Raw genomic sequence first — 13,529 nt, 5'->3', positions numbered from 1 at the left:
ACACTCTTAAAAGAAAAGACCCGCAAAAAGCGGGTCTTCATAAGTCATATCTGTAACTTTATTTAGAGAAAATAAGCTCTCGCATCGCCCTTATCAATAGTCGAGTGCTCTGCGAAGGCATACATAAAGCTGATAAAGTTCTTCATCGCCTCGAAAGAAGGAAGAGTCTTATCAAATTCACAACCGTAATGCATATATGTTTGGCCATTTGTATCAACGTATTCTTTGCCATAACGGATATTAACCACAACAGGAATATACGAATGTTTAGTAAAATACATTCTCATCTTGATTTCAGTATCAGTTTTGAAGGCCTTGTCTTTATCAAAGTTCCAAGGAATCTGGAAAAGGCATCCATCGTATGAAATATCAACTAGTTCAACAGGATATACTGTTTCATTAGCATCGATTACCGTGTAGGCGCCAAGAAAGTTTTGAAACAATAGACGTTCAAAATTACGTCTCTTCTTTTCAATATTCTCTTTTCTCTTATCTACAAAATTCAATACCTTATTTGCCATTCTTTGCTCCATTAATTACGTCAGACGACTATCCCTTGTCCTATCGGTCAAGCTAGGCCTTGTCTTTAATGGAGAATGAGAGAATCTAAGTATTAAGAGTACTTATTCTGCTTTTGCCAGAACGGGGTTTGACAAATTTCCTCATGAATTCGCATATAGGATTCTAAGCGCGAGTGCACAAGGGCCCCTTCTTCGGTTTCGGGATCAAGTTCAGATGACCAAAAACGACAACCCTTTACACCTTCTTCATGAGTGCAGTTATTAAACTGGCAGTTCACCGCAATCTCTTCGAGATCAGGAAAAAGAGAGAGAAGATCATCGGGATCAATATCATCTAATGAGAAAGAACGAATTCCAGGGGAATCGATAACTTCAAAATTATGGCAGTTTACAATTTCAGACCAAGTCGTGGTGTGTGAACCTTTCCCGGCCCTACCAACTTCTTGTGTTTTTAAAACGACATCCCCTTGAGCAAGGGCCGTAATCGTTTTACTTTTTCCAACCCCAGATTGTCCGACAAAGATTGAAGTTTTATCTTTTACGAGGGCCTGCAGTTGTTCAAAACCTTCTGCCAAATACTTGGCCTTGTAAGCTGTATCCTTAGCAGAGATTTCAAAACATTTGGCGCCTAAACCCTCAAGTCTTTCGGCCTCGAAGTTGATATCAAATTCTTCAGGATCGTATTGATCCATTTTGTTAAAAACCACCACCGGTAAAATCCCCCATTGGCAAGCGCGAACTAAAAAGCGATCTATAATTCCGCGTTTGTATTGAGGTTTTGATACAGATGAGAGGATAATTAATAAATCCACATTGGAAGCCGTAACTTTTCTTTTTGCTTCACGAATGAGAATTCTAAAAATTTCATTTTTACGATCATCTACTGAATTGATGATATATTCGCCTGTTTCTTCAATGAGTGAAATATCAACGTAATCGCCAACGACAATCGAGTCACCTTTTTTAAGTAGATTACCTAAGGCCTTTGCCAGAACAAGCTCACCTGTCTCTAGCACTCGACAAGTAAACTCTCTTTTTGCAGACATATATACGCGGGCCTTCGTCACTACTGATTATCCTTGATATTGAAATATCCCATTGGGAAAAATTTATTCGCCGGATCGTACTTCTTTTTCAGAAGATAAAAAACTCTTTTTATCTTTTCATTGTAAAAAGGGCCCATAAATTTCTGTTTAATAAGTCCAATTCCGTGCTCTGCAAATGGAGAACCTTTTAACAAGTGAATCTTGTTATAAAAACTCACGAGAGCTTCATCACACTTATGCACTTGTTCGCTTGTTGGAAGAAAATTAAAGTGAAGATGAGCATCCCCAAAATGGCCAAATAAGATGCAGTCAATTCCTAGCTCTGCCATTTCTTTATAAGTATCAAGTAGAAGAGAAATCTTATCCCTTCTCACTTGAGCATCGGTTCCCTTTTTAATAATACCAAGCCTAGAGTTTCTCTCATTAATCGCTCTTGGAATTTGTAGGCGCATCTGCATGGCCTTAGAGTGACCAACCATAAGAACTTGGTCCATATGAAAATTCTGGATATCAGACAATTCATGATAAACGTCTTCTAAGACATCTTGATCTACTTCCATAAAAAGCACATCACCCTTTTCAAAAGGGCGCACACTTTTATCGAGATAATTCATTGAGGCCTCGTCCATTAATTCAACTGAATAAATATCGCCTCTTCTCGTTTGTGCGTATTCAAATAAGGCCAAATGCATTCCATAATCTTCTTGCCAGCGAGGCAGGTTGATAAAAAGAAAATCGCTTAGCTTTTTTGGTCTAAGCTTGAATGCCGCTTTGGTAATAACTCCCAACTGCCCTTCAGTTCCAACCATTAAATCAGTAGCTTTTTCAAAACGCGGAAACGGTCCATTTTTAAAATGACTATAAGGAGAATACTCTTTTTCATATTCACCGAGGGCCTCTTGCAATACTTCATCTAGCTCTACTTTGAGATCTTGAGAAGATTCTAGTTTAGAAATCTCTCCCTGTGAGTTCATGTATTCAAGCCACACGACATGATCGCGAATGGCCCCAAAGCCAAAACTCAACTCACCAGTTGCAGAAGTGGCAATTCCAGAGAGAACATAGGCTGACTCCTCTGTGGGCATGGCCATTAGATCAAAATTTTGCGATTGGGCCAAGGCCCTCGCTTCGGCCCATGTGACAGGACCCGTAACGACCAAATGGGAGTCAATAATTTTTGCTTCTTTAGGCAGACAGCTTAAATCAAGGCATGAGACGTCTTCTAAGCGATCAAAAGGCAGCACAGTAGAGGTCTTAGCTCCTGTTAAAACAAGGGCCTGCCCATTAGTAATAAGCTCTTGGAGCTGCACCAGTGACTTCGGTGTAAAAATATTCTGTTTTCCAATTAAATTCATGCTGTTACCCTACCATATTTTCGAAATTTGAAAAACTTACTGTGAGTGTATTTTATCCGATCTTTGTCTTGACATTTAAGGCTTAGACCTTTAATTTAACTCTCCACAGACCGGTATTTTATATCCAATGCACTCGTAGCTCAGCTGGATAGAGCAACCGCCTTCTAAGCGGTAGGTCAGAGGTTCGAATCCTCTCGAGTGCGCCATTTTTCACACAACACCCCAACATTAATATGAATTCGAAAGCTTTTTAATCCAAAGCGTATATTCTTGCTTGGTTTTACATCAAGATATCCTAAATTCTTTGTTTTCAATGCTTTCGAGCAATTAAAGTCCTTTATAATCATATTGTATTTTCCAATTATGAATGGATCCTATGTATCCAGAGTTATGAGTTCAGTATGAAACAAAGGCAAAAGTCATCTGAGGATTTAGTTAGAGTTCTAATGCAGAATTTCATTCTTACAGTTCTCTTTTTTGTCATGGGGAAGCTAAGTCTTATTATGGCCATCCCTCCAGGGTTCGCTTCCGCTATCTTTCCACCCACCGGAATTGCTTTGGCCTTCCTATATGCCTACGGCATCAATTGTCTTCCTGGAATTTTCTTCGGTTCATTTTTTTTGAATATTACTTCACAAATTAGTGCGGGGGGAGACTCTTCCAGCGCTGCTTTATATGTGATTCCGGTAATCATTGGTTTGGGTTGTGTTGCTCAAGCGACATTTGGTTATCTTTTTTCTAGACCTTTTTACAATCACCAACTCCCACTTGTTAAGGCCAGAGACGTTATTTTCTTTCTACTCTTGGCCGGTCCCGTTAGTTGTTTGTTTAATTCAATTTTTGCAACGACAGTTTTATATCTTAACGATCAAATAGATTTTAAAAATGTTCTATTCACTTGGTTTAACTGGTGGGTAGGTGACACTCTAGGGATACTCTTAGTATTTCCCATACTCATTAGCTATATTGGTAAAGAAAAAAGTTTATGGAAACAAAGAAGACTGGCCATTAGCTCCCCCCTACTTGTTAGTGTCATCCTTTGCATGGTTGTTTTTTGGAACTTAAGCCGTAGCGAATACAATCGCATGGAAGAGGACTTTGGTAAAATCGCGATGAAAATGCAAATGAGCATTCAAGGCGAATTTCAAAAGACTATTAGTAAAGTTGAATCAATTCGCAATCTCTTCTATGCCAGTAATAATGTTGATCGCAGTGAATTTCATGAATTCGTCTCCCATATTATTGGTGACGAAGGAGGATTGACCTCTTTTCAATGGGCACCTTTAACGAAGGCCCATGATGTGAAAAAGCTGCGTGATCAAATTTCAAAGGAAACAAGAAGAAAGATTGAAATCAATCAAGAAGACGTCTACTCCAATGGTGAGGCCTTTATAGTAGAATATGCCTCTCCGGCCAGTGTTTTAAATAATACCCTAGGAAAAAACATCAATAACGATGAAGAGATTTTAAAGGCCATTAATTATGCCATCGTCCTTTATTCTCCTACCTTATTAAGTGTGACTCATCATAATAGCCATGGAGATGAGAAAGAACTCCTTCTCATCATTCCCGTTTATAACAAGAAAAAATATGTTGAAAGTAAAGAAGAAGTCCTTGGCGTTATCCTTGGATATATCAATGTGAATACCTTTTTCAGAAAGGCCTTAGATAATCAGGATTTCACAGAAATTCATTTTGAATTCAACTTTGTAACCGATAATATTAACGACACCCTCTACACTATCAATGATACTCAAGTCCCAGACTATCCTAATATTCTTTTTCACTACCCCGAAAAAATCTATAATCGCGATTACAATATCAGTATGTCTCCAAAAATGACCTACTTCTCTAGAAGTGAGACCATGCTCTCTTGGGCCATACTTATCGGAGGACTAAGTCTATCGTGTTTATTAGGAATCTTTCTTTTAACTTTTTCAGGACGCGGTCAAGAAATCCAAAGAGAAGTCAGCAAAAAAACCAAAGAGCTACAAATTATCAATGCTCAACTCCAAGAAGCGACCTTGGCCAAAACTATTTTTTTGGCCAATATGAGTCACGAAATAAGAACTCCTATGAATGCCATCCTTGGAATGGCCGATCTCTTAGAAGACAACCTTACTAATAAAAAGCAAAAAGAAGACCTCCAAACAATAACGAAATCTGCCAAAGATCTTCTGATCATTATTGATGACATACTAGACTTTTCTAAACTTGAATCTAACAAATTAACAGTTCAAGAGCATAACTTTTCACTCAATCAATTGATTAAAGAGATAAGTGCTATGTTTAAACCCATGGCGGAACATAAGAATTTGGAGTTTTCAATTTCTAAAAAAGGTACAATTCACGACTTCATGAGAGGCGACCCTACTAGAATAAAACAAATTCTTATCAATTTGATCTCCAATGCCATTAAATTTACCAACAAAGGCTTTGTAAAAATTAGAATTTCGGCCAGTGAAAATGATCAGGCCACTTTTATTAAATTTAGAGTCATTGATAGTGGAATTGGTATTAAAGAATCTGATGCCATTAAACTCTTTACACCATTTGAACAATTAAGCTCTGGCGCCAATAAGCTTTATAAAGGAACGGGTTTGGGCCTTTCCATATCTAAAGGTCTCGCTTCAATTCTCGGAGGAAATCTTAGCTACGAAAAGGCCAATGATGGAGGTTCAATGTTTACCTTTGAAGTTCCTCTAGAGCAAGTCGATGAAATTGAGTATGAAATCAATAAAATCAATACTGTACGATTAAGTTCAGAGCTTTATTCTAAAAAAATATTGATCGTTGAAGATAATCTTATCAATCAAAAAATCACAGAGCGATTACTGGAAAAACTCGGACTTGAAAGTAAAACATGCAACGACGGAAGCATGGCCATTAATATGATTCAAAAAGAGCATTTCGATATTATTTTAATGGACTGTCAGATGCCAGTGCTCGATGGATACGAGGCCACAAAAGTTATAAGAGAAAGTCTAAAACTAGAAAATATCTATATCATTGCCTTAACAGCTAACGCCATGAAAGAAGACAAGGAAAAGTGTCTTAATGCAGGAATGAATGACTATATTGCTAAACCAATTGAGAGAAATCTGCTCATAACCGCCCTAAACAAATCCCTAACTAGAGCAAAAAGAACTTAGTCACTCTTTTTACATCAAATTCCTGTTACAAAAAATAATTCTTATTCTATAGTATAGGCATTTTAGCTTAAAAATGCCTTTTGGAGACTTTTATGACAAGAATTGAACATGACCTACTTGGTGAAAAAGAAATACCTAAAAATGCTTACTATGGTATCCACACATTAAGGGCCATGGAAAACTTCAATATCACACCTTCTTGTATTGGTGATTATCCCATCTTCGTAAGAGGAATGGTAATGACAAAAAAAGCAAGTGCCTTGGCCAATATGGAATTAGGAACAATTCCAGAAGATAAGGCCGCCATGATTATCAAAGCTTGTGATGAACTTTTGGAAAATGGTGAAAAGTACTACAGTTCATTTAAAACGGATATCTTTCAAGGTGGCGCAGGGACTTCTGTAAATATGAATACAAATGAAGTTATTGCCAATATTGCCCTTGAGCTTTATGGCCACGAAAAGGGTCAATACAATATTCTCGATCCAAACGATCATGTGAATAAATGTCAGTCCACAAACGACGCCTACCCTACAGGTTTTCGCGTTGCCCTTTATTTTAAAATGGGCCTTCTTATTGAAGAGCTTGAAAAGCTAGTTGAAAGCTTTTCTTTAAAAGGTAAAGAATTTGCTGCTGTTTTAAAAATGGGAAGAACTCAACTTCAGGATGCAGTTCCTATGTCTTTAGGACAAGAGTTCGAGGCCTTTGCTGTAACGATGAAAGAAGAAATTAAAACTCTAAAAATGTCTCAAGAACTTATTTTAGAGGTAAACCTTGGAGCAACTGCCATTGGTACAGGTATTAATGCCCCTAAAGAATACTCTGCACTGGCCATAAAACACCTGGCCAAAATTGCTGGCGCTCATTTTGTACCAGCTGAGAACCTTGTGGAGGCCACAAGTGATACAGGTGCATATGTAATGATGTCAGGAACGGTAAAAAGGGCCGCCGTTAAAATCTCAAAAATCTGTAACGACTTGAGACTCCTCTCTTCGGGTCCAAGAGCTGGATTGAATGAAATCAATTTGCCTGAAATGCAGGCCGGCTCTTCTATTATGCCAGCAAAGGTAAACCCAGTAATTCCAGAGGTTGTGAACCAAATTGCATTCAAAATTATTGGCAATGACATCACTGTTACTATGGCGGCGGAGGCCGGACAGCTTCAGCTTAACGTTATGGAACCTGTTCTTGCTAGTTCACTGTTTGAATCTCTTCACCTTCTGACAAGAGGTTTTTGGACTTTAAGAGAAAAATGTGTGAATGGCATCACTGCAAACTCAGAAGTTTGCTATAATAACGTCATGAACTCAATTGGGATTGTGACTTTCCTAAATCCATATATTGGACACCACAACGGCGACAGAGTTGGAAAAATTTGTGCTACTACTGGAAAAACTGTGAAACAAGTTGTTCTAGAAGAGGGCCTAATGAGCGAAGAAGAACTCGATAAGATTTTTACAGTAGAAAATATGATTAACCCTCAGTACATGGCGAAACGTTTTAAGTAGTAGGTAAAAAATGATTGAACTAGTAGTGTTCAAAACGTCAAAGAAGTATAGTGCTCCCAATTTTTCACCTTTTTGTGTGAAGCTCCAATGTGCTTTTAAGGCCATGGGGATTCCATTTAAAGAAATTCCCTTCGCAGGAAATCCTAAGAAAATGCCAAAGGGTAAACTTCCAATTATTCGCGATCACGGTTATGAATTCTGTGACTCTGAATTAATTTTGAAGTATATGAAAGAGAAGTATAACAAGGATCTTGATTCACATCTAAGTGCAATCGATATGGCCCATTGTAATGCTTATAAAAAAATGGTTGAAGACCATATGGGAATGGGACTTCTCTATTTTAGATGGCAAGTTGAAGAAAACTGGAGCAACGTTGCACCAATTTTCTTTGCACAAATCCCGGCCCCACTAAGAAAAATTATGGCCGGTCTTTCAAGACGATCTGTAGTTAGTACTCTCTATGCGAATGGCATGGGTAGACACTCACACGATGAAGTTTTGGATTTCCTAGAAGATGACTTCAAGGCCTTATCGACTTTGCTAGGAGACAAAAAATACTTTTTTGGGGATCAAATATCATCACTAGATGCAACAGTATTTGGTTTTATTACAAACTGTCTTCAAGTTTCAATGACGCCAGAGCTTTTCAAACTGGCCTCTAAGTATCAAAACTTGGTTGCCTTTGAAAAAAGAATTAAGAAGCTTCTTTTTCAAGCTCAAAAATAAAAAAGGAGAGCTTAGCTCTCCTTCCTTTTTTCTCTATGTTTTTCTTTACCGTCTTTACTTTCACGCTCTAGCTTCTTTTTCATACGCTCTTGTTTTTTCTTTTCATGCTTTTCTTTAAATTTATCAATCATGCCAGCAAGCTTTTCTTTTTGCTTATCATCAAGACTTGCATGGAAGGCCTCAATTTTAGATGCAATTTCTTTTGTATTTGCGACTCTAGCTTTCGCATCATCTTCAACCTTCTTTACAACTTCTTTTGCATTAAAACTTGAACCCGACAGCTGTGCCAAAAATGAATCTAGTGGGCGATCCTTCTTTTTCTCTGCCATTTCTTTTTGAACTTTCACGATAGCACTTTTTAAGTCTGATAATTTTACAATTTGAGCTTCACTCAACTCCAATTTCTTAGTTACACGATCAGAGATTTTATTAACTCTCTCCTCACCACCCTTACAAGAAACAAATAGTAATAAAGTCACTAATCCAGCATATTTCAAAATTTTCATAAGCACCTCCATGCTTTTCTTAGGATCAGTATGCCGAAGTTCCTGATTTTAATCTTTTCAGGATGGTAAAAAATTGTATCAAATTGTAACATATAGAAAACACTGATATTTCCATGATAGTATAGGACCAGAGAAAGGGGCCAAGCATGAAAATTAAAGCTCTTATTATTGATGATGATGAAAAGATTGGAAGCCTGCTTTCAAAGTTTTTCCTAGGCTTTGATATCGAGGCGAAGGCCATAACTTCACCAACACAAGGTCTCGTGGAATTAAAAGATAGCCCATATGATGTTGTCATTCTAGACATTATGATGCCTGAAATTAATGGACTCGATCTTTGTAAAGAGATCCGAACGTTTTCTAATGTTCCAATCATCATGCTTACTGCTCGAGGTGAGACACTTGATAAAATTATTGGTCTCGAAATTGGTGCCGATGACTATATGGCAAAACCATTTGAACCAAGAGAACTTGTGGCCAGAATACAATCTCTACTAAGAAGAATCGCACGTAACGAAAAACCACTTGGCAGCAATACGTTGATCGCCAAAGATCTTATAGTCAATCTCAATACTAGAGAAGTTCAAGTTGAAAATGAGAAGATACAATTAACGACAATGGAATTTGATATCTTAATTCTCTTCATGGAACATCCTGGAAAAGTTCTAAGTCGTGATGAAGTTATGGACCTTCTTAAAGGTGTCGACTGGAATGTTTTTGATAGATCAATTGATATTAATATAAGTCGCCTTAGAAAAAAGCTTAATGATTCATCAAAAGAGCCACGCTTTATTAAAACGATTTGGGGAAGCGGCTATATTTTCATCCAAGAGGTTCAGAAAGTATGATTATTTCATTTAATACCAAAGGACTTTTTGCAAAGATATTTATCACCCTCGCATTCGCAATGGGAATTGCATTTATTGCGGCAATGCTTTTCTTCAAGCTTTACTACAAACTTGATGACACTATCATCAAACGCGAAAAAGAGTCTTTAAGAGCACTCGTTCCCACGATTAGAGAATTAATAGAGCTCCCAATTGATGAAAAAAACTTGGAATCAATTGCCAATAAATACAAAATTAAGATCCTTGTAACTGAAGGAAAGACAATGTGGAAATCCCACCACAAAATTCCTCCTTTTGCATTTAAGCGCTCTAAAAACTTGAAAGAAAGTCCATTTCCCCTATCGCGATTTAAAATAGGATCACATCAAGTTACATTAGTTCCGAACGAGAAATTTCTTCCAAAAATCCCAACGCAAAAAAACAAAGTCTTGTTTAACTTTATCATATTTATTGTTCTTATAATTGCCCTAACTATGGTGGTTATTAGAAAAGTGCTAATACCGATAAAGAAACTAGACGCTGCTGTTCAACAGGTGGCCGATGGAAATTTAGAAACAAAACTTACACCATTAGGGATTAGTGAATTCGATCGTTTAGTCGAAACATTTAATTTGATGACAATCAAAATTAAAGATATGCTCGAATCACGCAATCAACTGCTCATTGATGTCGCTCATGAATTGAGAACTCCCCTAACAAGGTCAAAACTGGCCCTCGAATTTATTCCAGACAGTGATGAAAAGAAGCAAATTAAAGAAGATATTGTCGATCTAGAGAAAATAATCTCTTCTATCTTGGAATCGGAGAGATTTGGAAATAAAGACCTACTTCTATTGGAAGATTTCAACATAGAAGCTCTTATAAACGATTTGCAAAAGAAGTTCCCCTTTCTAAAAATAGAGTCATCAGAAAATTATTCTATAAATGGAGATTATGAAAGGTTAAAACTACTTTTCAAAAACTTAATAGAAAATGCTGTCAAATATTCAGTCGATGAAAATAAAACAAGAATAGAATTGCGCTATGGTCGTGACAATGTTGGAAAATACATTCAAATTAAGGATAATGGGATTGGTGTTAAAAAGGAAAACTTAAAAAATATCTTTGAACCTTTTTATCGTGCAGATCCGTCTAGAAACAAGGCCATTGAGGGCCATGGTCTTGGACTTTACATGTGTCAGAAAATTATAAAGGCCCATGGTGGGCATATCGAATTTGAAAGTGTTTTTGGTCAAGGTAGTTTAGTAACAGTTTATCTCAAATAAAAATGGGCCCATTCTCGGGCCCATTTTATTTTATACTGTCCTCTATAATTATTGAACTTCTGAGATACATCTAACAATCCAAAAGTCTCCACCTTGTGTTTTACCACAGGCCTTTACTTGAGGCGCAGTTGCTTTCACACGAGCTGCGACATCGATACATTCAACTTTGTACATATCTAATTGTACTGAGTCGATACATGCTACGACTACGTTTGGTTTAACTTCAAGTGATAATGCTGTTTCCACACAGCGGTTTGAGTAGAATGAATTTTGGATTGAAGCACAGGCCTTGATAATCTTAGTCTTCGCTTGTTGTCCCCCTCCATTTTGCTCTTCTAGCTGATCTTTAAGATCTTGAACTTGAAGATTTAGTCTTGCAACTTCACGCTTTAAAATCTCATTCTCATTTCTTAGACGTTCAACTTCTTCGCGTGGTCCTCTACGATCTTCACAAACCCTTAAGTCCTCCCTTAGTCTTTGAACTTTATCTTGAAGAGTATCTTTATCAGATCTCAGGTCCTTTACTTTAAGGTTTAGGGCAGCGTTATCATCTCTTAGAGTTTGGGCCTGTCTTTGAGCAGACTGAACATCGACTCTTAAGCTCGCTATTTGCTCATTTTGGAATCTTACTTTTTCACGACAATCTCTAATCGCCGGATCAAGAGGGCTGGCCAATGTGCTGATACAAAGTGGTGATAAAGTTGCTACTAACATTAATTTCGTCATCATTGCTCTCATCTCTCTCTCCTTTTCTGATCTTATTTCCCCTCTGGGTATGTTTTAAAAATAGAAAATTTTACGCGTGATTACTACTTGTAAAGTCAGACACTTACTTACTACCTAATAATCAATACTTAATTGCATTTAGTGACTTTTTGTCCCCATTAACTCTCTAAAAAATTTACAATGAGTTTGCGTCTAGGCCATGTGCGGTTCATTATGGCCCCACAATGAACGACAAAATCAGGATCATCCTCATTCTTTGCCTCGCAATTCTAGGGTTCGCACCCCTATCTATTGATGCGTGCTTTGAAAAGGTCACAATTTTTCATCAAGAAAGTTTTTTAAAAAATAAATTCGTTCAAAATCTTCTTGTAGGAAAGAATCATCAACTCATTAAAAAGGCCATTGAGTTTAGTTATCTAAAACACTACGGACAAATTAGAAAAGTAGATTCATCGCTTTATTTTTATCACCCTGTCAGAGTGGCCCATACTGTTTTAAATAATGGTGGAAGTACCAATCAAGTAATAGCGGCACTACTTCACGACACGCTAGAAGACACGAGCGCAACGTATAATGAAATTAGAAAAATATTCGGTAAGGAAGTTGCGAATCTAGTAAGGGAGCTTACAACAAATAAACTCCTGTCTCAGAGGTATGGGAAAGTTCATTATCTTTCTAAGAAGATAAATAGAATGTCTAGCGAAGCTTTTTTTATTAAGCTTTGTGATCGTCTAGACAATGTTTCTGATCTCAAAATTGCAGACCCTTCTTTTGCTATTCGATACTCTAAGGAAACACGCCATATCTTAGAAAATCTCATACGCTCAGTCTCAGACAAAGAAAAAGAAATTATTGATCAAATCATTTCTAATCTAATTGCTGAATAAGTCCTTCAAGATGTTTAATTGTCGGCAGATACTTAAATTTTTTATTTGAAGCAAAGTTCTCAAAACTAAAATGCCCTAAACCACCTACCCAAATTTGTGACTGCTTTGGTGTCTTTTTCATCAACTGTTCAATATACACATCAAGATCAATTGAGTTGTTTGTAACAACTGTCGTGCCAATGATTGCGGCATCAGCATTAAGAGACTTCATCGCATCGGCCAGAGCATCTGCAGGTAAGTTTGGGCCTAAGTAATAAAATGTGACTCCGAAGTGACAGCATAATAAGCTGGCCATCAGTATACCGAATTCATGAAGTTCGCCTTCTGGAGTTGTGATTACAATCAACGACTGCTTTTTCTTACGTTGCTGATAGCTTTGATAGATCATATGGCCAATGTGAAATTTTAAAATAGCTGAGAGAGCATGTTCCTGTGCAATAGAGAAGGCCTTTCTTTCAACACGAAATCCAACATCTTGAAGCAAAGGGATCATGATTTTATAGACAAAATCTTTTGGCGACAGTGCCAGAATTAGTTTTTTAACTTCGTGAGAAATTACATCCAGTTTATAAAATTCAAGAGCAAGAGTTAAACTCTTTAAAGACTCTGGTATATCAATAACACCGTTACTACTCTCTACTTTATTTTGATCTGAACTTGGTACCCTCACCTCACGACCGCTGAGTTTTTCCATCATCTCATTGAGTTCGCTTAATTGCTTAGAAGCAATTGCACCAATATTATTTCCTAGAGAACAAAGGTCACTTAGAAGACGAAGTTTTTCTACATCATCATCGCTATACAATCTGCGGCCAGAATCATTACGAACTGGCTCTACAGCATGATAGCGCTTTTCCCATGCTCTAAGTGTATGTACACCAACGCCTGAAAGCTTTGATGCCACTTGAATTGGATATTTAGACATATAAGAACCCCTTTTTAAGACCTCTACATAGGATACACATAAATCTCATAAATACGAAATTTG

General features: G+C 37.2%; 12 protein-coding genes and 1 tRNA gene. 7 read left to right on the top strand and 6 right to left on the bottom strand.

The window, feature by feature from the left end; genetic code table 11:
- Positions 1-62 precede the first annotated feature (62 nt).
- The 3 genes from M899_RS07325 to M899_RS07315 form a co-directional block, all read right to left on the bottom strand.
- Positions 63-521, bottom strand: a complete 459-nt coding sequence (locus tag M899_RS07325) for a PilZ domain-containing protein (RefSeq protein ID WP_021270770.1) — start codon at positions 519-521, stop codon at positions 63-65.
- A 92-nt stretch (positions 522-613) separates the two neighbouring features.
- A complete protein-coding gene (gene rsgA / locus M899_RS07320; protein ID WP_021270789.1) occupies positions 614-1,588 on the bottom strand; it encodes a ribosome small subunit-dependent GTPase A in 975 nt (324 codons plus the stop codon).
- A complete protein-coding gene (locus tag M899_RS07315) occupies positions 1,588-2,922 on the bottom strand; it encodes an FAD-binding oxidoreductase (protein ID WP_021270787.1) in 1,335 nt (444 codons plus the stop codon). The genes rsgA and M899_RS07315 overlap by 1 nt, the downstream gene beginning before the upstream one ends.
- A gap of 129 nt (positions 2,923-3,051) precedes the next feature.
- Here M899_RS07315 and M899_RS07310 point away from each other — a divergent pair.
- The 4 genes from M899_RS07310 to M899_RS07295 all read left to right on the top strand — a co-directional run bounded on the left by M899_RS07310 (position 3,052) and on the right by M899_RS07295 (position 8,309).
- A tRNA-Arg gene (locus tag M899_RS07310) sits at positions 3,052-3,128 on the top strand.
- 195 nt (positions 3,129-3,323) lie between these two features.
- On the top strand, positions 3,324-6,074 hold the full coding sequence (locus M899_RS17625; protein ID WP_021270812.1) for a response regulator: 2,751 nt from the start codon (positions 3,324-3,326) through the stop codon (positions 6,072-6,074).
- A gap of 92 nt (positions 6,075-6,166) precedes the next feature.
- On the top strand, positions 6,167-7,582 hold the full coding sequence (gene aspA, locus M899_RS07300) for an aspartate ammonia-lyase (protein WP_021270769.1): 1,416 nt from the start codon (positions 6,167-6,169) through the stop codon (positions 7,580-7,582).
- 10 nt (positions 7,583-7,592) lie between these two features.
- Positions 7,593-8,309: a glutathione S-transferase family protein gene (locus M899_RS07295; RefSeq protein ID WP_021270772.1), complete on the top strand. Its 717-nt coding sequence runs from the start codon at positions 7,593-7,595 to the stop codon at positions 8,307-8,309.
- A gap of 11 nt (positions 8,310-8,320) precedes the next feature.
- On the opposite strand, the gene M899_RS07290 is transcribed toward M899_RS07295, so the two are convergent.
- A complete protein-coding gene (locus M899_RS07290; protein ID WP_021270784.1) occupies positions 8,321-8,815 on the bottom strand; it encodes a Spy/CpxP family protein refolding chaperone in 495 nt (164 codons plus the stop codon).
- Between the two features lie 146 nt (positions 8,816-8,961).
- On the opposite strand from M899_RS07290, the gene M899_RS07285 reads away from it, so the two are divergent.
- A complete protein-coding gene (locus M899_RS07285; protein ID WP_021270776.1) occupies positions 8,962-9,663 on the top strand; it encodes a response regulator in 702 nt (233 codons plus the stop codon).
- Entirely contained in the window at positions 9,660-10,928 is a 1,269-nt protein-coding gene (locus M899_RS07280; protein WP_021270800.1) for a sensor histidine kinase, read from the top strand. The genes M899_RS07285 and M899_RS07280 overlap by 4 nt, the downstream gene beginning before the upstream one ends.
- Before the next feature lie 48 nt (positions 10,929-10,976).
- Here the strand turns inward: M899_RS07280 and M899_RS07275 are convergent, their stop codons facing one another.
- Positions 10,977-11,666, bottom strand: a complete 690-nt coding sequence (locus M899_RS07275; RefSeq protein WP_021270765.1) for a hypothetical protein — start codon at positions 11,664-11,666, stop codon at positions 10,977-10,979.
- Between the two features lie 212 nt (positions 11,667-11,878).
- Between M899_RS07275 and M899_RS17620 the strand changes: the two genes are divergently transcribed.
- Complete coding sequence (locus M899_RS17620; RefSeq protein ID WP_021270767.1) at positions 11,879-12,541, top strand: HD domain-containing protein; 663 nt, start codon at positions 11,879-11,881, stop codon at positions 12,539-12,541.
- On the opposite strand, the gene M899_RS07265 is transcribed toward M899_RS17620, so the two are convergent.
- Positions 12,522-13,466, bottom strand: a complete 945-nt coding sequence (locus tag M899_RS07265; RefSeq protein ID WP_021270792.1) for a MerR family transcriptional regulator — start codon at positions 13,464-13,466, stop codon at positions 12,522-12,524. The two genes, M899_RS17620 and M899_RS07265, sit on opposite strands and share 20 nt — an antisense overlap.
- Between the last annotated feature and the right edge of the window lie 63 nt (positions 13,467-13,529).

The organism is Bacteriovorax sp. BSW11_IV, from assembly GCF_000447755.1.
Classification (GTDB): Bacteria; Bdellovibrionota; Bacteriovoracia; order Bacteriovoracales; family Bacteriovoracaceae; genus BSW11-IV.
This window is presented reverse-complemented; position numbering and strand designations above follow the sequence as displayed.

Coding starts and splice junctions, on each gene's coding strand:
- M899_RS17620 (WP_021270767.1), top strand. CDS start 11,879: ATGAACGACAAAATCAGGATCATCCTCATTCTTTGCCTCGCAATTCTA.
- aspA (WP_021270769.1), top strand. CDS start 6,167: ATGACAAGAATTGAACATGACCTACTTGGTGAAAAAGAAATACCTAAA.
- M899_RS07280 (WP_021270800.1), top strand. CDS start 9,660: ATGATTATTTCATTTAATACCAAAGGACTTTTTGCAAAGATATTTATC.
- M899_RS07295 (WP_021270772.1), top strand. CDS start 7,593: ATGATTGAACTAGTAGTGTTCAAAACGTCAAAGAAGTATAGTGCTCCC.
- M899_RS07290 (WP_021270784.1), bottom strand. CDS start 8,815: ATGAAAATTTTGAAATATGCTGGATTAGTGACTTTATTACTATTTGTT.
- M899_RS07275 (WP_021270765.1), bottom strand. CDS start 11,666: ATGAGAGCAATGATGACGAAATTAATGTTAGTAGCAACTTTATCACCA.
- M899_RS07325 (WP_021270770.1), bottom strand. CDS start 521: ATGGCAAATAAGGTATTGAATTTTGTAGATAAGAGAAAAGAGAATATT.
- M899_RS07265 (WP_021270792.1), bottom strand. CDS start 13,466: ATGTCTAAATATCCAATTCAAGTGGCATCAAAGCTTTCAGGCGTTGGT.
- M899_RS17625 (WP_021270812.1), top strand. CDS start 3,324: ATGAAACAAAGGCAAAAGTCATCTGAGGATTTAGTTAGAGTTCTAATG.
- M899_RS07285 (WP_021270776.1), top strand. CDS start 8,962: ATGAAAATTAAAGCTCTTATTATTGATGATGATGAAAAGATTGGAAGC.
- M899_RS07315 (WP_021270787.1), bottom strand. CDS start 2,922: ATGAATTTAATTGGAAAACAGAATATTTTTACACCGAAGTCACTGGTG.